The sequence below is a fragment of the uncultured Roseovarius sp. genome (assembly GCF_913057115.1).
Classification (GTDB): Bacteria; Pseudomonadota; Alphaproteobacteria; order Rhodobacterales; family Rhodobacteraceae; genus Roseovarius.
This window is the reverse complement of sequence record NZ_CAJXNN010000020.1, coordinates 1-16,163: the sequence shown is the minus strand read 5'-3', so window position 1 is coordinate 16,163 and position 16,163 is coordinate 1. Positions and strand designations below refer to the sequence as shown.

Below are 16,163 nucleotides of genomic sequence, written 5' to 3'. Positions count from 1 at the left end.
AAGGTCGTGCCTTGCGCGTCCTTTTACGGTGGATGCGCGATCAAAATTGGAAACGCGAAAGGATAGTTTATGTTCAGCAAGATCATGGTGCCGGTGGATTTGGTTCATAAAGACAGCCTGAGTAAAGCGCTTGAGGTGGCGGGCGATATGGCCAAGCGGCATGGGGCCACGATCGAGGTGGTCAGCGTCGGCGGCGCGCTTCCGGGGAAGCTGGGCCATACTCCGGAGGAGTTCAGCGAGACCGTGAAGGGGTTTGCCAAGGAACTGTCCGGTAAGTTTGGCGTGCCGGTGGAGGGTGATCCGGTGATCAGCCACGACCCCGAGATCGAGACCACCAGTGCCTTGATGCGCGAGATCGAACGCACCGGCGCCGATCTGGTGATCATGGCCAGCCACGAGCCGGGGGTTTTGGAGCATGTATTCAGTTCGCACGGTGGCTACATCGCGCAGCATGCGAAATGTTCGGTTTTCGTGGTGCGCTAGGGGGCTAACGGCGCGCCAAGGCGCTGTGGCTTGGCATAGCCAGTGCCTGTTGCAGATGTGTTGAGGCCCACCCGGGCGTCCGGAGCATCAAGGCTTTGGACAGAATGACGCCCTCGCGAGGATGCGCGAGGGCGTCATTCTTCTGGTTTCGGCGTTTCGGGACGGCACCCGTGCAAGGGGTTGGAACAGAGTTCAGGGAACTGATCGCAGTCGGGCTGCGTTGACATCGCAACGCCAAAGGACAGGTCATGGACTTCACTCAAACTTGGGCCGAGGCGGCCCTGACGACACTCGGGTTCTTCTGGGTCGCCTTCTGGGCCTTCGGGCTGGGCTATCTTATCAGCGCGATAATTCAGCTGTTCGTCAGCCGTGACCGGATGCGGCAGGCGATGGGGGGCGGCGACCTCAAGTCCATGTCGCTGGCCAGTTTTTTCGGTTTCTTGTCGTCCTCGTGCAGTTTTTCCGCTTTGGCGTCGACGCGGGCCTTGTTTGCCAAGGGGGCCAGCTTCGTGTCTTCGATGGCCTTTTTGCTGGCCTCGACCAATCTGGTGATCGAGCTTGGGATCATTATTTCGGTTTTCCTGAGCTGGCACTTTGTTGTGGCCGAGTATGTTGGCGGTCTATTCCTGATTGGTGTGATGTGGGGGCTTGTTGCGCTTTGGCGGCCGCAGCCCCTGATCGAAAGCGTGCGCCACTCTTTGGAAGCCGGGGACGACGATGATCCCGAAGACCCCAGCGACCTGTTAGAGAAACCGGCGCTATGGCGCAAACTGGCACATGCCTATCTGATGGAATGGCACATGGTCTGGAAGGACGTGACCGTGGGCTTCACGGTCGCCGGCATCATTGCGGCCTTCGTTCCGACGGAGTTTTTCACGTGGCTCTTCCCCGGCACCGGCGAAGAGGGGGCGCGGAGCTTTGCTGAGGTTGTTTCGCATACGCTTATCGGTCCGGTCGCGGCATTTTTCACTTTCATCGGGTCGATGGGCAATATTCCCCTTGCTGGTCTGCTTTTCGCCAACGGCGTCAGTGTGGCGGGGATCATGGCCTTCATTTTTTCGGATCTGGTGGTGTTTCCCGTCATCCGCGTGCATGCGCGGTTCTACGGCTGGAAAATGGCGCTTTATATTGCGGCCCTCTTTCTTGCAGCGCTGGTGATCACGGCGCTGGTGATCCATTACGCCTTTGCGTTTGTGGGGCTTGATCCGCAGGCGGCCTCGAAAGGGTTGATCGACCCCGAGGCGCGGTTCGAGGTTGATTATACTTTCTGGTTGAACTTGCTGTTCCTTGGGATGACCGCAGTCTTCGGGTGGCTCGTGTGGCGCGGGTCGGACGGGCATGGTGGGCATGACCACGACCACGATCACGGCGGACTCCTTGATAAGGTGCTGTATTGGCTGGCGCTTGCGGCGTTTGTCTGGCTTGCGGGTGGGCTGGCCGTTTTCGCGCTGACCTGACGCCGATCGCCTGTGCCGCATTGAGCGGGTTCGGCGCTTTGTTGGCGCAGAATGGAGCGTATGCTTTGATAAAGCCCACCCTCGCAATTTTTATTCTCAACCATTTGGTTGAATATGACGCGAAGGCGGAAATGGGCGGGATTGGGGCCTGCGGCAGAATAACCGCGGGATCCCTGAGCTTTTGAAATTCATTAATTTTCAATGACTTGGAGTGCTTTCCGCGCCGCGGCGGGCGTGCTTGACTCGAAGCGCGCTGCGGCATAGCACATGGCCAACCGTTTTGGAGGGGCAAAAGGTGACCGATCCGGACCAACGCAAGCGCCTTGAGGAGCTTGAAGGCAGGATCGCGAAGCTCAAGCACAAGGAGCAACCCAAAGCCCACCAAGAAGAGCACTATAGCCAAGCGCAACAAGCATGGCGGATGGTGATCGAACTTGTGACCGGTCTGATGATCGGGTTTGGCATTGGGTACGGGCTGGACAGCCTGTTCGGGACGATCCCGATTTTCCTGGTGCTGTTTACATTTCTGGGCCTTGCGGCCGGTGTGCAGACGATGATGCGCAGTGCCGCCGAGATGCAGAAGGCGAATATGGCCGAAAAGGCCGAGGACGATACAGCGCCCGAAACGGGCGACGAGGAGAGGACGAAAGATGGCGACTGAAGCGCAGGGCGAAGAAGGCGGTCTGGTATTCCACCCGATGGATCAGTTCATCGTGAAACCCTTGTTTGGCGATGGGCCGGTTGGCCTGTTCACGATCACCAACGTGACGCTTTGGATGGCGCTGACCGTGATTGCGGTTGTCCTGCTCATGGTTCTGGGCACCTCGAAGCGTTCGACCATCCCCGGGCGGATGCAGTCGGTGGGTGAACTGGCCTACGGCTTTATTTACAAGATGGTGGAAGACGTGGCCGGCAAGGATGCCGTGGGCTTCTTCCCCTATATCATGACCCTGTTCATGTTCATCGTCTTCGCCAACTTCCTTGGCCTGATCCCGATGTCCTTCACCACCACCTCGCATTTCGCGGTGACCGTGGTTCTGGCCTTGCTGGTCTTCCTGACCGTGACGATCGTGGGCTTCGTGAAGAACGGTGCCGGATTCCTTGGCCTTTTCTGGGTGTCGAGCGCGCCGCTTGCGCTTCGCCCGATCCTGGCCGTGATCGAAATCATTTCCTACTTCGTGCGCCCCGTCAGCCACTCCATTCGTTTGGCGGGCAACCTGATGGCCGGTCACGCGGTGATCAAGGTGTTCGCAGGCTTTGCCGCGATTGCCGTGGTCAGCCCGGTGTCGGTTCTGGCGATCACCGCGATGTACGGCCTTGAGGTGCTGGTGTCCTTCATCCAGGCCTATGTCTTTACCATTCTGACCTGTGTGTACCTGAAGGATGCGCTGCATCCGTCGCACTAAGTCGTAGCAACTGCGGTGCGCAATGAATGCGCACCCTACACCACCCTGAATTACTAACTTCCAATCGTAAGGAGATACATCATGGAAGGCGAACTCGCACATATCGGCGCTGGTCTGGCTGCAATCGGTTCTGGCGCTGCGGCCATCGGTGTGGGCACCGTGGCAGGCAACTTCCTGTCGGGCGCCCTGCGCAACCCCTCGGCGGCTGCCGGTCAAACCGCCACCCTGTTCATCGGCATCGCCTTCGCAGAAGCCCTGGGGATCTTCTCGTTCCTCGTTGCTCTGCTGCTGATGTTCGCCGTCTAAGCCTACGGAACCTTATCCTTACGCGCGGGCGGCCTGCCCAACGGGCCGCCCGATAGTGAGACACAGTTCCGACGGAGGACGCGATGGCGACCGAAACAACAGCGGGCACCGCTAGCACAAGCACCTGTGTCGTCGACGGCTCGGCCGTTGGCATGCCGCAGCTTTGCTTTGACTGGTGGCCCAACCAGATTTTCTGGCTCATTGTCACGCTCGTCGTGATCTTCTTCTTCCTGTCGCGCATCGCGCTGCCACGGATCGCTGCCGTGCTGGCCGAGCGTCAGGGAACCATCACCAATGATCTGGCCGCGGCCGAAGACCTCAAGGCGAAAGCCGTCGAGGCCGAGGAAGCCTATAACAAGGCACTGGCCGATGCCCGCGCGCAGGCGCAGGATATCATCAACCAGACCAAGGCCGAGATCAAAGCCGAACTGGACGACGCAACGGCGAAAGCCGATGCCGAAATCGCGGCCAAGGCTGCGGAAGGCGAAAAGAAAATCGCCGAGATCCGTGCCAATGCCATGGAAAGCGTCAAGGACGTTGCCAAGGACACCGCCAAGGAATTGGTCAGTGTCATGGGTGGCAAAGCCGACGCGAAATCCATCACCGCGGCGATCAACGCACGGATGAAGGGGTAACCGATATGGCACGATACATCGCATTCATCGCGGCCATGACCATGGCCAGCCCCGCAATGGCCGCGAAAGGCCCGTTCTTTTCGCTGGGCAACACCGATTTCGTGGTTCTTCTTGGTTTCCTGGTGTTCATCGGTGTCATCTTCTACTTCAAGGTGCCTGGCCTTCTGGGTCAGAAACTGGACGAGCGGGCCGAGGGCATCAAATCGGAACTGGACGAAGCCCGCGCCTTGCGTGAAGAGGCACAGACCCTGCTGGCCAGCTACGAGCGCAAGCAGAAGGAAGTGCAGGAACAGGCCGACCGCATCGTGGCCCATGCCAAGGATGAAGCCGCTGAAGCCGCTGAGCAGGCCAAGGCCGATCTGAAAACCTCGATCGCGCGCCGTATTCAGGCGGCCGAAGACCAGATTGCCTCGGCTGAAGCCAATGCTGTCAAGGAAGTGCGCGACAAGGCGGTTGCGATTGCTGTAGGTGCCGCGAAGGACGTGGTGGCCAAGCAGATGACCGCGACCGAAGGCAACAAGCTGATTGACGACGCGATCAGCCAAGTGGACGCCAAGTTGCACTAAGCCAGCCCAAACGGTACAGAATAAAAAGGCCCGGATCCCTGTGATCCGGGCCTTTTGTTATGTGGTGATCGTTGTGGCGTTCCATGTGCCGTGGCGTCGTAGATTGGTACGGCATGGTTGAAGGCCGTTGATGCGTGACGTTCGAGGCTGATTGATGCCGTGTGACCGGGCCTGCTGACGTTTTGCGCGACCAAGGATTTTCGAAAATCCTTGTGCAAGCGGTTTGGAAACCGCTTGGCCGCCAATCTTTGTCGTAATGCGAAGGCCTTGGCCCGTATGGGCACCCCAAATGAAAGGGGGCCGTTGCACCGGCCCCTCATTCACTCCTGCCAGTTGACTGGAATTTCTATTGGAGTTTCGGGATAACGAGCGTCTGGCCGACGCGCAGATGACTTTCAGTCGGAAGCGTATCGGTATTGGCGGCCAGAATCGCGGTGCCATGCTCGGTCCGGCCATAGTAGCGGTAGGAAATTGAGGCCAGAGTATCGCCCGGTGCGACGGTGTGCGTGTAATGCCCGGGGTCGACCGGTTGCGAGAGGGTCGCGAGCAGGGCCGACGTATCCACGCGGCCATCGGAGGTAATCAGGCTTTCGGGGAGATTTACCTTGCCCTTGTCGGCGGCGTCGTTCACCAGCGCGCCGATGTACTCCTCGGATTGGCCTTGCTTGAGGGCACCAAGGATCATGGTTTCGAGATGCCTGTCATCCGTGACCTTTGGCGCGACCGTGTCAGGAACTTCAGGTGCAATCTTTTCCGTGCCCGGGTCTGTGGTGATGTCGAGAGCTGTGAGGGTCTCGAAATCGGTGTCTTGTCGCGTGACAGCCGGGTCGTGCTGTGCCGCCTCTGGCTCATTCGCGGCGTGACGCGGAGTCGATGGCTGCATCAGGATGAGTGCCACGGTGATGCTAATGAACCCGGCGGAAATCAAGACAATACGGATCATGCGACAATGGCCCTTACATTCGAACAGGTGCCGGAGGTGTTGTTGGCGCCGCGGGTGGCATGGCAAACCGGTGCGGTTTTCGTTGCGGCGTTTTCTCCTGACACACCTGAATTACTGCCCGATGTGACAACAAGCTATAGATGATTACTCAAGATATAGGCGAATAATGGCAAACCCGTCAATATAGAGTGATTCGGAAAACACCGCTTTTGCCCCTGTTTTTTAAGGGCATGAGAGTTTTCCGAATCGTTTCAAGGGTTTGGCAAAAGGGCGATTATCCGTTTTCTCGCAAGATCGCCCCGGCGAGATAGAGTGAGCCGCAGATAAGCACCCGCGCTGCGGGTGTTTCGGCGGTGATCGCCGTGATCGCCTCGAGCGCCGTGTTGGCGGTTTGTGCTGGCAGGCCAACGGCGCGGGCGGCCTTGGCGGTATCCTCGGCGGGCAGGGTATTGGCCTCTCCGGGGATGGAAATGGCCGTCAGGCTGTCGGCCTGTTCCGCGAGCGGGGCGAGGTAACCCGAGATGTCCTTGGTGTTGAGCATCCCGCAGATCAGGTGCGTGGGGCGTTTGGGCAGCGAGGCCAGCAGGCGGCCAAGCGCCTGACCCGCGGCGGCGTTGTGGCCGCCATCCAGCCAAAGCTCGGCCTGCGGGGCGGCCTCGATCAGCGGGCCCGTGGCTAGGCGTTGCATACGGGCGGGCCATTGGGCGGAGGTGACGGCCCCTTCGACGGCGGTATCGCCCATCTCAAGATACCGCAGGGCGGCGATGGCTGCGCCTGCGTTCTGGATTTGGTGGTCACCGGGCAGGTTGGGCAGCGGCAAGTCGCGCAGACCGGTTTCATCCTGATAGATCAGGCGGCCCCTTTCCTGTGTGACATGCCAGTGCTGGCCATATGCGAAAACTGGCGCACCGAGGCGGCGGGCGGTTTGCTCGATCACCTCCATAGCCTCGTCCTCTTGCGGGCCGACGATGCAGGGGACGCCGCGCTTGATGATCCCGGCCTTTTCGCCTGCAATCTTGGGCAGCGTGTTGCCCAAGAATTGTTCGTGGTCCATGGACACGGGCGTGATCATGGTGAGGGCGGGATTGGCCACGACGTTGGTGGCGTCGAGCCGCCCGCCAAGGCCAACTTCGAGCAGGGTGTAATCCGCGCTCACGCGGCTCATGGCGAGGAGCGCGGCGCAGGTGGTGATCTCGAAATAGGTGATGTCATCGCCGTTGTTGGCGGCATAGCATTCATCGAGGACGGCGGTCAGGTCGGGTTCCGAGATCAGTTCACCGGCCAGCCGGATACGTTCGTGAAAGCGTGCGAGGTGCGGTGAGGTATAGGCGTGGACCGATTTGCCCGCCGCCTCAAGCCCGGCGCGGATCATCGCTTGGGTGCTGCCCTTGCCGTTGGTGCCGGCGATATGGATCACCGGCGGCAGGGCGTCTTGCGGGTTGCCCAATGCCTCAAGAAGCCGCCAGACGCGATCGAGCGTGAGGTCGATGATTTTAGGGTGGAGCGACATCATCCGGTCAAGGATGATGTCCGATGTTGGCCCGCTCATTCCGGCTTGCTGTCTTCTTTGGAGGCGTCGGTCTTGCCTGCCTCGGCCAGTTCTGACGGGTCGGGCGCGGGCAGGTCACCGCGCACAGCGGGTGGCATGCCCATCAGCATGCGGGTGATGGTGATCAATTCATTGCGCATTTCGGTGCGCGGGGTCACGCGGTCGAGCATGCCGTGATCCAGCAGATACTCGGCGCGTTGGAAGCCTTCGGGCAGCTTTTCGCGAATGGTTTGTTCGATCACGCGCGGCCCGGCGAAGCAGATCAGGGCATTGGGTTCGGCGATATGCACATCGCCCAGCATTGCGTAAGAGGCCGTGACACCGCCGGTGGTGGGGTGGGTGAGCACGACGATGTAGGGCAGGCCCGCTTCTTTGAGCATCTGGATGGCTACGGTGGTGCGGGGCATTTGCATCAGGCTGAGGATGCCCTCTTGCATGCGGGCACCGCCGGCGGCGGAAAACAGGACAAGCGGGCGTTTGAGTTTCACCGCCTCTTCGGCGGCGGCGATGATGGCATTGCCCACATACATGCCCATGGAGCCGCCCATGAACGAGAAATCCTGTGCGGCGGCGACGATGGGGGTGCGGCCCATTTCGCCGGTGGCCACGAGCATGGCCTCTTTCTCGCCGGTGGATTTTTGCGCGGCTTTCATGCGGTCGGGGTATTTTTTCTGATCCCGGAAATGCAGCGGGTCGGCCGTGGGCGCGGGCACTTTGACCTCGGCGAATGTGCCGCCGTCGAAGAGGGCGGTAAAGCGTTCCCGCGGAGTGATCGCCATGTGATGCCCGCAGTTGGTGCAGACGTTCAGATTTTGGCTGAGTTCGCGGTGAAACAGCATGGTGCCGCAGTCATCGCATTTGGACCAAAGGTTCTCGGGCATCTCGCGGCGCGAGAAGATCGAGTTGATGCGTGGGCGCACGTAGTTGGTGATCCAGTTCATGCCGCTTTGGTCCCTGATTGTTGCCTGCCCCGAAATAAGGTGACGCGGCGGGAATTGCAATCAGCGACGCAAGGCGAGGCGGGCCACGAGCCAACTGCAAAACAGTGTCATGATATCGACAGGCGCCCAGGCCCATATGGCACTGCTGTCATCGAGAGAGAATGGGTAGGTATAAAGGGCAAGACCGTCGAAATTTCCTTCGGGTGCGACCAGAACGATGGCGCTGAAGTTGTTGATGAGATGCAGCGCGATGGCCGGGCCGAGCGTGCCGGCACGTGCCGTAAGATCGGCGGCGGCAAGCCCGAAAAGCCCGGCCCAGCCGACCACGAGCCAGGTGTTGGCGCCGTGCATCGAGGGGTCGAAATGCAGCGAGGCGAACACCGCCGAGGGAATGAAAAGCCAGACCACGGGGTGTGAAAACCGTGCGGCGATTTGCGATTGCAGGTAGCCGCGAAACACCAGTTCTTCGGCCCCGGTTTGGATCAAGAGCGCAAGCAGTGCGAGGGGGAGCAACATCAGCCATTTGCCGGGCGCGAGGTTGGCTGTTGGAGCCAGCGTTTCGCCGGAAGGCAGGAGGCTGAGAAGGGCATAGAGGGCGAGCACGGCGAGGCCAACTTGGCGGAACTGGCGCATGGCGAGTGCGGGCGGGCCAATGACCGAAAGCAGGCCCCGGTTGTGCAGGGCGCGCAGCGTGGCTGAAAGCGCGACGATAAGCATGGCGAAGAGAAACAGGTTGATCAGCACCGCACGCGGTGAGCTTCCATCGGCCAGTTCCAGTGCGAGCCTTTCCCATGCCTCGGGTCCGATGAGGGTGCTGTGGACAACCGAATAGCCGAGATTGAGGGCCATGAATACCAGTGCCGTCATGACCAGCCCAACCAGCAAGAGCAGCGGTTGAGCGGTCGCGCGGGCCGGAGCCACAAGCCGTTCATGTGCGTCGTATCTCATGCCTCATAGCTAGGGGTGGGGCCGGAACACTGCAATCGGAACCTGTGGGATATGCGAAAAACCTGTTTGGTCGCGCGGGCGTGGCTTGTGTCCGCCCCGCCGCTCGCCTATTCCAAGGGGTGAATGTTTCCGGGGAGGCCCATCATGACCAAATTCGACAAATCCAAGCTGCCCAGCCGTTATGTGACCGAAGGCCCGGCGCGTGCGCCGCATCGGTCTTATTACTATGCGATGGGCATGACCGAGGAAGAGATTCACCAGCCCTTGGTGGGTGTCGCGACCTGCTGGAACGAGGCGGCGCCGTGTAACATCGCGCTGAACCGTCAGGCGCAGGCGGTGAAGGGCGGTGTGAAAGAGGCGCATGGCTCCCCACGCGAATTCACCACGATCACCGTAACCGACGGGATCGCCATGGGCCACGAGGGGATGCGTTCGAGCCTTGCCAGCCGTGAGGCGATTGCCGACACGGTGGAGCTGACCATGCGCGGCCATTGCTATGACGCGCTTGTGGGGTTGGCGGGCTGTGACAAATCCCTGCCCGGCATGATGATGGCCATGGTGCGCCTGAATGTGCCGTCGGTCTTTGTTTACGGTGGCTCGATCCTGCCCGGCAAAGCGCCGCAGATTGACGAGATTCCGGAAGATTTCCGCACCCGTGACCTGACGGTACAGGATATGTTCGAGGCCGTGGGCCGGCACCAGAACGGTGAGTTGTCAGACAAGGCCCTGGATGTGCTTGAGCGTGTGGCCTGCCCCTCGGCCGGGGCCTGTGGCGGGCAGTTTACCGCGAATACCATGGCTTGCGTGAGCGAGGCGATTGGCCTTGCCCTGATGAACTCCTCGGGTATGCCCGCGCCTTATGAAAGCCGCGACCAGTATGGCGAGGCCTCGGGCCGGGCCGTGATGCAGCTTTTGGAGAAAAACATCCGGGCGCGTGACGTTGTCACCCGCAAGAGCCTTGAGAACGCGGCGCGCGTTGTGGCCTGCACCGGTGGGTCGACCAATGCGGGGCTGCACCTTCCGGCGATTGCCCATGAGGCGGGGATCGAGTTTTATCTTGGCGATGTCTGCGACATCTTCCGCGAGACGCCCTATTTCGTCGATCTCAAGCCCGGCGGCACCTATGTGGCCAAGGATTTGTACGAGGCGGGCGGTATCCCCGTGGTGATGAAGGAGTTGCGCAAGGCGGGCCTGATCCATGAGGATTGCGTGACCGCCTCGGGCCGCAGCATCGGTGAGGAATTGGACCTGATCGACCGTGAGGCGGATGGCAAGGTGATCTACCCCATCGAACAGCCCTTGACCAAAACCGGCGGTGTCGTTGGCCTGAAGGGCAACCTTGCCCCCGATGGCGCCATCGTGAAGGTGGCTGGCATCCCGACGCAGCACCAGCGGTTCACCGGCCCGGCGCGCGTGTTCGAATGCGAGGAAGAGGCCTTTGAGGCCGTGAAGGCACGTGGGTATGAGGAAGGCGAAGTGATCGTCATCCGCAACGAAGGCCCCGCCGGTGGGCCGGGGATGCGCGAGATGCTGGCGACCACCGCCGCGCTGTCGGGCCAAGGCATGGGCAAGAAAGTGGCCCTGATCACTGATGGCCGGTTCTCGGGCGCGACGCGGGGTTTCTGTGTGGGGCACGTTGGCCCGGAAGCCGCACATGGTGGGCCGATCGCTTTGTTGAAGAACGGCGATATGGTTACGATTGACGCGGTTGCCGGGGAATTGAGTGTGGACCTTTCCGATGAGGAGCTTGCCGAGCGCAAGGCAAACTGGGCTGGCCCGCGCGAGACGATCTATGCCACCGGCGCTGTCTGGAAGTTCGCGAAGCTGGTGGGCGAGACCTATAAGGGGGCGGTCACCCATCCCGGCGGCAAGGCCGAGCGTCATGTCTACATGGATCTCTGACATTCGAGGGCGGATGCGCATGGCGACCACGTTGGTCGCCATGTTTTTTCTATCTGCCTGTATGAGTGAAGGTGGTATCGGCGCTCTTGGCCTTTTGCAGGCAGAGAGCGACAAACCGGAGGCAATTCGTGAATTGCCATTATATGGTGGGGACGTCGTGGTGCGCGCGCCGAATGGCTATTGCGTGGATACGGCGCATGTGACGCGGCGCCCTGCGGCTACGGTTGCGCCGTTGGCATCCTGCAGCAGCTTGACCGGGGAAGGCTATTCCCCTGTGCAACCTGCCTTCATGACCATATCCGTTTTGTCGAAACGTAGCCGGGCGGAACAGCCGCGCGCGGCAGACCTCGCCGCGACGTTTGCGCCTGTCGAAGTGACAGCGGTTGAGGATGGCGATGGTGTGGCGCTTGTTCGGGTATCTGACGGAGGCCAGAGCCGATTGCCGGAAGGCGACCCGCGTCATTGGCGCGGGGCCATGGTCATCAATGGCCACCTTGTCGGGCTAGCCGTTTATGCGCCCAAGGGCAGTGATTTGACCGGACCAGCCGGCCGGCGCCTGCTTTTGACTTTGGCTGAATCCCTTCGCGAGGCCAGCATGGAAGCGAGGCCTTCTCAGGTCTCCTCGCGCTCCTTGATCGAGTAGGCTTGGAGACGACAAAAGGCCTTTGCGGGTTTCTTGGGTGGATTGTTTCCGGAATCCGGTTAATGCTATGGAGGCGTTAACTTTTATCCGCTAGGGATAAGATCGGAATACAGGGATCACGCATGCCGCAGTCGCGCAAATCGCTACTGAAATGGGCCTCGGACCGGCGGGGACTGCGCCGGTGGAAAAAGGCCGCGCAGTCTGTTCACGGCATGCGCATGAGCGAATTGCGTTCCGAGCGTGCGCGCGCCCGCAAGCTACGCTATTGGTTGAATGAATTGATCTCGGTCGCGGATAGCCGGATGGCGCTGCCGATGATCGGGTCCAACACGTTTTCCAAACCGCATGGCACGGATTGGGCATGGCGGCCCGCCCTGTGGCGCGAACCATTGGCCGTGCCGGGCATGTCGTCGGTACAAAGCAAATCCATGCTGGGCAGCGAAGTGACATTGTTTCACGACTGTCAACATTCGGAATTGACCCTGCGCCAACTTCGCAACCTGCGCGAGGCGGACCTTGCACCTTTCGGTCTGCGGATGGACGTTTTCAATTTCGATGGGTCGTTTCTGTCTTTGGTGTTGAATATGCCACCCGAGGCGGTGCAGGGGCTGAGCCGCCGTCATCTCATTCGCATGGACACGATCGTCGAGATGGAAAAACCGCTGGAAATCTTCGCGCGGCTGAACATCAAGCATGGGCCGAACACCGAACAGATCGTACGGGAATTGCCGCTGCATTCCGATGAGATCATGGTGGAGTTCGATCTGGCTTATTCCAACCTCAATGAAAAGCGGATCGAGCGGGCGTGGATCGACCTGATTTTCGAGAACCCGCAGATGAGCCAGGTTGTCCTGCGTGACCTGACCTTCAGCCGCCGCCCCAGAGCCGAGTTTTGACGGAGCATGAGCAATGAGTGAATTCACATTGACGAAAACCCGGCTGTTCGAAGGGGTCTGGGAGGGTGTCCTGACCCGTGCGGGCGAGGGCAATACGCAGCCACAGGTCGAGGTGACGCATCTTGAGAAACGCGTGCCGGGCGTGGAGGTGACCGAGAAACCCGAGGAGAGCCTTTGGGTGGTGCGGGTGCCTGTCCCGGCGGAGATGATCGCCGACGGGGTGCAGACCTTTTTGATCAAGGATGCGAAAAGCAGTGAGGTTTTGAATAGCTTTTCCCTGCTGGCGGGCGAGGCCCTGAGCCATGACATCCGCGCCGAGATGACCCTGTTGCGCGAGGAGTTGGATATGCTCAAACGCGCGTTCCGGCGGCATTGTCTGGAGACGATGTGAGTTAATTGCCCTTGGGCAGCTTCACGATGGTCGGTTCGGTTTCGGGCGCGAGTTCTTCGAAATCGAAGTTGTCCAGCCGCTTGGCGCGGCGACCGGCCTTGTCGGCGGAAATCTTGATGTCGGAGATATCCTTGGCGGCCTGATTGAAATGTCGGTCGAGGTTTTCGACGCGGGTACCGAGGCGGTCGACGTCTGCGAACAACAGGCCCAATTCGCGCCGGATCGCGCCCGCCTGTTCGCGCATGCGGGCGTCTTTGAGGATGGCGCGCATGGTGTTGAGGGTGGCCATGCAGGTCGTGGGTGACACGATCCAGACCCGCGCGTTGAACCCTTCGCGCACCAGTTCGGGGAAGTTGGCGTGCAGTTCGGCATAGACCGCTTCGGATGGCAGAAACATCAGCGCGCCATCGGCGGTTTCGCCGTCGAGGATGTATTTCTCGGAGATATCCTTGATGTGTTTTTTCACGGAGGTCCGCAGGAATTTGGCGGCCTCGTTCACCTCCCAATCGGTACTGGCGTTGCGCAGAGCTTCATATGCCTCAAGCGGAAACTTGCTGTCGATGCAGATCGGGCCTGGGGGATTGGGCAGGTGGATCAGGCAGTCGGCGCGCTTACCATTCGATAGCGTATGTTGGAGTGTGAAACTGTCCGAGGGCAGCGCCTTTTGCACGATGTCGTGCAGTTGAATCTCACCAAAAGCGCCACGGGTTTGCTTGTTGCTGAGGATGTCCTGAAGCGTCAGCACATCGCCCGACAGCTTGGTGATGTTCTCCTGTGCCTTGTCGATGGCGGTGAGGCGTTGTTGCAATTCCCCAAGGCTTTGCGCCGTCCGTCGGGCGGAGCCTTGCAGGTTTTCATTCATCTGGCCCGAGACCTGTGCGAGCCGCTTTTCCATCAATTGCAGCATGTTGGATTGCGCCGCCGCCTGTGCCTCGGAGACGTGGTTGAGGCCGCCAGCAAGCTGTTGTTGTCCGTCGCTAAGGCTTTGAACGCGAAGGCCTAAATCGCCCATTTGCCGGGCAAGTGGGGCCGTCATGTTGGCGCTGCGCCCGGCGGCGCGGACAGCCATGATCAGCAGGATCACGATGAGTAATAAAATCGCCGCGCCCGCAAGGGCAAGCAGGACAAGCGGATCACTCAAGGAATAGGTGCTTTCGCCGATCTGGATCATGTGCGACCGAAGAGCCTTTCGATATCTGCGAGCTTGAGCTCGACATAGGTGGGGCGGCCATGGTTGCACTGGCCGGAGTGGGGGGTGGCCTCCATTTCACGCAAAAGGGCGTTCATTTCCTCGGCCTGCATGCGGCGGCCCGAGCGGATCGAGCCATGGCAGGCGACGCGGCTCAGGATCGCTTCGATACGGGCGCGTAGGGTGAGGCTATCGCCTTGGTCGGCCAGTTCATCGAGGATGTCGAGCACCAGCGCGCGTGCATCGCATTGGCCAAGGATCGCCGGGGTTTCCCTCACGGCGATTGTGCCGGGGCCGAAGCCTTCGATATGCAGGCCGAGGCGGGCGAGGTCGTCGGACAGTTCCAGCAGGCGGGCGGCGTCGCCGTCTGACATTTCAACGATTTCGGGTATCAGGAGGGCCTGCGAGGTGACGCCGTTTTCGTCCATCTGGCGTTTGAGCTTCTCATAGACCAGACGTTCGTGTGCTGCGTGTTGGTCGACGATGACCATGCCATCGGCGGTTTGGGCGACGATGTAGTTTTCATGCACCTGCGCGCGGGCGGCGCCAAGCGGCAGGTCTTCGCGTGGCGGGGTGTCGGGCGTGGGGTTCTCCACAACCTCTGGCTCAACCCGCGCGGACCATTCGGCTTGCATATCGGCGAACCCCGGCGCTTGGGCCTGATAGCTGGCAGCGCGGGCTTGGGCCGAGGGGCGGTCCATCTGATAGACGCGCGGCGTGCCTGTGGGTTCGGGGCGCATGGCCCCAAGCGTGGCCCCGGCGACGGTGGTGGAGGCGCGGTGCCCGGCCTCGGCCAGCGCATGGCGCAGGCCCGACACGATGAGGCCGCGGGCAAGGCCGGGATCGCGAAAGCGGACCTCGGATTTGGCGGGGTGCACATTGACGTCCACCAAGGTGGGATCGCATTCGATGAAAAGTGCGGCCGCTGGATGGCGGTCTCGGCTGAGGAAGTCGTGATAGGCGGCGCGGAGGGCACCGTAGAGCATTTTATCACGCACCGGGCGGGCATTGACGAAAAGGTATTGCGCCACGGAGCTGCCGCGCGAATAGGTGGGCAGGGCGGCGTAGCCGCGCATGTGCAGGCCTTCGCGGGTGGCGTCGATGCGCAGGGCGTTTTCGGCAAATTCCGCGCCCAAGATACGGGCCAAGCGGCCATGCAGCGCGTCGAACAGATCGCCGGTTTCAGGATCGGCGCGGAAGGTCACGCGCCCTTCGCCGCCGCCCGAGACATCGCGCAGGGTGAAGCCCACGAAAGGCTCGGCCATGGCGAGGCGCTTGACCACATCGGTGATCGCCTGTGCCTCGGCCCGGTCGGTTCGCATGAATTTCAGGCGCGCGGGTGTGGCATAAAAAAGATCGCGCAGAGTGACGATGGTGCCGCTGTTGAGGGCGGCGGGTTTGACGGCGCTCATCTCGCCGCCGCTGACGGTCACTTCGGCGGCGTCGTGGTCTTGGGCGCGGGAGGTGATCGTGAGGCGCCCGACCGCGCCAAGGCTTGGCAACGCTTCACCACGAAAGCCGAAGGTGTGGATGTTGAGAAGGTCCGAGCCGTCGATTTTCGAGGTGGCGTGGCGCGATAGGGCCAGTGGCAAATCCTCGGGCGCGATGCCGCAGCCATCGTCGCTGACCCGGATCAGGGTTTTGCCGCCGTCGGCATAGGAAACGTCAATCCGCCGCGCCCCGGCATCGAGCGCGTTTTCCGCCAGTTCCTTGACCGCAGAAGCGGGGCGTTCGACCACTTCACCGGCGGCGATGCGGTTGATCGCGGCATCGTCAAGTTGGCGAATGATGAGGCGTGGGGCGCTTATATTGCGGTCAGGCTGCTTCATTTGGCCATATCTAGCATGGGTTGCCCCGATTCTGCCAGTGAAGGCTTTGCTCTCTTTTTTGCCTTTTGAAAAGATTCTG

Annotated in this window: 18 protein-coding genes; 12 read left to right on the top strand and 6 right to left on the bottom strand. The window is 60.9% G+C overall.

Translation table 11 applies throughout. The features are described 5' to 3' along the window. The first annotated feature begins 69 nt into the window (after nucleotides 1–69). From QZ498_RS09940 to QZ498_RS09910, 7 genes are all read left to right on the top strand, one after another. The gene (locus tag QZ498_RS09940) at nucleotides 70–483 is read left to right on the top strand and encodes a universal stress protein (RefSeq protein WP_294621822.1); all 414 of its coding nucleotides are present in this window, start codon (nucleotides 70–72) and stop codon (nucleotides 481–483) included. Nucleotides 484–731: 248 nt separating this feature from the next. Then, nucleotides 732–1,940, top strand: a complete 1,209-nt coding sequence (locus QZ498_RS09935) for a permease (protein ID WP_294621820.1) — start codon at nucleotides 732–734, stop codon at nucleotides 1,938–1,940. 295 nt (nucleotides 1,941–2,235) lie between these two features. Beyond that, the gene (locus QZ498_RS09930; protein WP_294621818.1) at nucleotides 2,236–2,601 is read left to right on the top strand and encodes an AtpZ/AtpI family protein; all 366 of its coding nucleotides are present in this window, start codon (nucleotides 2,236–2,238) and stop codon (nucleotides 2,599–2,601) included. Continuing rightward, nucleotides 2,591–3,346: a F0F1 ATP synthase subunit A gene (locus QZ498_RS09925; protein ID WP_294621816.1), complete on the top strand. Its 756-nt coding sequence runs from the start codon at nucleotides 2,591–2,593 to the stop codon at nucleotides 3,344–3,346. Before QZ498_RS09930 ends, QZ498_RS09925 begins: the two co-directional genes overlap by 11 nt. 81 nt (nucleotides 3,347–3,427) lie before the next feature. Continuing rightward, on the top strand, nucleotides 3,428–3,652 hold the full coding sequence (locus tag QZ498_RS09920) for a F0F1 ATP synthase subunit C (protein ID WP_294621814.1): 225 nt from the start codon (nucleotides 3,428–3,430) through the stop codon (nucleotides 3,650–3,652). Nucleotides 3,653–3,735: 83 nt separating this feature from the next. Continuing rightward, nucleotides 3,736–4,287: a F0F1 ATP synthase subunit B' gene (locus QZ498_RS09915; protein WP_294621812.1), complete on the top strand. Its 552-nt coding sequence runs from the start codon at nucleotides 3,736–3,738 to the stop codon at nucleotides 4,285–4,287. Between the two features lie 5 nt (nucleotides 4,288–4,292). Next, nucleotides 4,293–4,853 (top strand): F0F1 ATP synthase subunit B, encoded by a 561-nt coding sequence (locus QZ498_RS09910; protein ID WP_294621810.1) that lies wholly within the window; start codon nucleotides 4,293–4,295, stop codon nucleotides 4,851–4,853. Between the two features lie 346 nt (nucleotides 4,854–5,199). Here QZ498_RS09910 and QZ498_RS09905 read toward each other — a convergent pair whose 3' ends face one another. Then, nucleotides 5,200–5,796, bottom strand: coding sequence for a LysM peptidoglycan-binding domain-containing protein (locus QZ498_RS09905; RefSeq protein WP_294621808.1), 597 nt, complete (start codon nucleotides 5,794–5,796; stop codon nucleotides 5,200–5,202). A 6-nt stretch (nucleotides 5,797–5,802) separates the two neighbouring features. Here QZ498_RS09905 and QZ498_RS09900 point away from each other — a divergent pair, with 6 nt between their 5' ends. Beyond that, nucleotides 5,803–5,940 (top strand): hypothetical protein, encoded by a 138-nt coding sequence (locus QZ498_RS09900; protein ID WP_294621806.1) that lies wholly within the window; start codon nucleotides 5,803–5,805, stop codon nucleotides 5,938–5,940. Between the two features lie 130 nt (nucleotides 5,941–6,070). Here QZ498_RS09900 and QZ498_RS09895 read toward each other — a convergent pair whose 3' ends face one another. Genes QZ498_RS09895 through QZ498_RS09885 form a run of 3 tightly spaced genes read right to left on the bottom strand, consistent with a single transcriptional unit; the run spans nucleotide 6,071 to nucleotide 9,234 of the window. Further along, the gene (locus QZ498_RS09895; RefSeq protein WP_294621804.1) at nucleotides 6,071–7,345 is read right to left on the bottom strand and encodes a folylpolyglutamate synthase/dihydrofolate synthase family protein; all 1,275 of its coding nucleotides are present in this window, start codon (nucleotides 7,343–7,345) and stop codon (nucleotides 6,071–6,073) included. Next, on the bottom strand, nucleotides 7,342–8,286 hold the full coding sequence (accD, locus tag QZ498_RS09890) for an acetyl-CoA carboxylase, carboxyltransferase subunit beta (protein ID WP_294621802.1): 945 nt from the start codon (nucleotides 8,284–8,286) through the stop codon (nucleotides 7,342–7,344). The genes QZ498_RS09895 and accD overlap by 4 nt, the downstream gene beginning before the upstream one ends. Before the next feature lie 60 nt (nucleotides 8,287–8,346). After that, the gene (locus tag QZ498_RS09885; RefSeq protein ID WP_294621800.1) at nucleotides 8,347–9,234 is read right to left on the bottom strand and encodes a CPBP family intramembrane glutamic endopeptidase; all 888 of its coding nucleotides are present in this window, start codon (nucleotides 9,232–9,234) and stop codon (nucleotides 8,347–8,349) included. A gap of 144 nt (nucleotides 9,235–9,378) precedes the next feature. On the opposite strand from QZ498_RS09885, the gene ilvD reads away from it, so the two are divergent. The 4 genes from ilvD (at nucleotide 9,379) to QZ498_RS09865 (ending at nucleotide 13,066) form a co-directional block, all read left to right on the top strand. Beyond that, the gene (ilvD, locus tag QZ498_RS09880) at nucleotides 9,379–11,136 is read left to right on the top strand and encodes a dihydroxy-acid dehydratase (protein ID WP_294621798.1); all 1,758 of its coding nucleotides are present in this window, start codon (nucleotides 9,379–9,381) and stop codon (nucleotides 11,134–11,136) included. Then, entirely contained in the window at nucleotides 11,117–11,779 is a 663-nt protein-coding gene (locus QZ498_RS09875; RefSeq protein WP_294621796.1) for a hypothetical protein, read from the top strand. The genes ilvD and QZ498_RS09875 overlap by 20 nt, the downstream gene beginning before the upstream one ends. A gap of 122 nt (nucleotides 11,780–11,901) precedes the next feature. Beyond that, nucleotides 11,902–12,675 carry a DUF6478 family protein gene (locus tag QZ498_RS09870; RefSeq protein ID WP_294621794.1) on the top strand — a complete coding sequence of 258 codons (774 nt, stop codon included), beginning with the start codon at nucleotides 11,902–11,904 and terminating at the stop codon, nucleotides 12,673–12,675. 13 nt (nucleotides 12,676–12,688) lie between these two features. Then, a complete protein-coding gene (locus QZ498_RS09865) occupies nucleotides 12,689–13,066 on the top strand; it encodes a hypothetical protein (RefSeq protein WP_294621793.1) in 378 nt (125 codons plus the stop codon). Nucleotide 13,067: 1 nt separating this feature from the next. Here the strand turns inward: QZ498_RS09865 and QZ498_RS09860 are convergent, their stop codons facing one another. Further along, nucleotides 13,068–14,237: a DNA recombination protein RmuC gene (locus QZ498_RS09860; RefSeq protein WP_294621791.1), complete on the bottom strand. Its 1,170-nt coding sequence runs from the start codon at nucleotides 14,235–14,237 to the stop codon at nucleotides 13,068–13,070. Then, nucleotides 14,234–16,084 (bottom strand): DNA mismatch repair endonuclease MutL, encoded by a 1,851-nt coding sequence (gene mutL / locus QZ498_RS09855; protein ID WP_294621788.1) that lies wholly within the window; start codon nucleotides 16,082–16,084, stop codon nucleotides 14,234–14,236. The genes QZ498_RS09860 and mutL overlap by 4 nt, the downstream gene beginning before the upstream one ends. Between the last annotated feature and the right edge of the window lie 79 nt (nucleotides 16,085–16,163).

Bases quoted from the DNA above. Each gene is read 5' to 3' on its own strand.
- accD (WP_294621802.1), bottom strand. From the start codon at position 8,286: ATGAACTGGATCACCAACTACGTGCGCCCACGCATCAACTCGATCTTC.
- QZ498_RS09925 (WP_294621816.1), top strand. From the start codon at position 2,591: ATGGCGACTGAAGCGCAGGGCGAAGAAGGCGGTCTGGTATTCCACCCG.
- QZ498_RS09870 (WP_294621794.1), top strand. From the start codon at position 11,902: ATGCCGCAGTCGCGCAAATCGCTACTGAAATGGGCCTCGGACCGGCGG.
- QZ498_RS09935 (WP_294621820.1), top strand. From the start codon at position 732: ATGGACTTCACTCAAACTTGGGCCGAGGCGGCCCTGACGACACTCGGG.
- ilvD (WP_294621798.1), top strand. From the start codon at position 9,379: ATGACCAAATTCGACAAATCCAAGCTGCCCAGCCGTTATGTGACCGAA.
- QZ498_RS09915 (WP_294621812.1), top strand. From the start codon at position 3,736: ATGGCGACCGAAACAACAGCGGGCACCGCTAGCACAAGCACCTGTGTC.
- QZ498_RS09860 (WP_294621791.1), bottom strand. From the start codon at position 14,237: ATGATCCAGATCGGCGAAAGCACCTATTCCTTGAGTGATCCGCTTGTC.
- QZ498_RS09910 (WP_294621810.1), top strand. From the start codon at position 4,293: ATGGCACGATACATCGCATTCATCGCGGCCATGACCATGGCCAGCCCC.
- QZ498_RS09875 (WP_294621796.1), top strand. From the start codon at position 11,117: ATGTCTACATGGATCTCTGACATTCGAGGGCGGATGCGCATGGCGACC.
- QZ498_RS09885 (WP_294621800.1), bottom strand. From the start codon at position 9,234: ATGAGATACGACGCACATGAACGGCTTGTGGCTCCGGCCCGCGCGACC.
- QZ498_RS09940 (WP_294621822.1), top strand. From the start codon at position 70: ATGTTCAGCAAGATCATGGTGCCGGTGGATTTGGTTCATAAAGACAGC.
- QZ498_RS09865 (WP_294621793.1), top strand. From the start codon at position 12,689: ATGAGTGAATTCACATTGACGAAAACCCGGCTGTTCGAAGGGGTCTGG.
- QZ498_RS09895 (WP_294621804.1), bottom strand. From the start codon at position 7,345: ATGAGCGGGCCAACATCGGACATCATCCTTGACCGGATGATGTCGCTC.
- QZ498_RS09905 (WP_294621808.1), bottom strand. From the start codon at position 5,796: ATGATCCGTATTGTCTTGATTTCCGCCGGGTTCATTAGCATCACCGTG.
- mutL (WP_294621788.1), bottom strand. From the start codon at position 16,084: ATGAAGCAGCCTGACCGCAATATAAGCGCCCCACGCCTCATCATTCGC.
- QZ498_RS09920 (WP_294621814.1), top strand. From the start codon at position 3,428: ATGGAAGGCGAACTCGCACATATCGGCGCTGGTCTGGCTGCAATCGGT.
- QZ498_RS09900 (WP_294621806.1), top strand. From the start codon at position 5,803: ATGGCCCTTACATTCGAACAGGTGCCGGAGGTGTTGTTGGCGCCGCGG.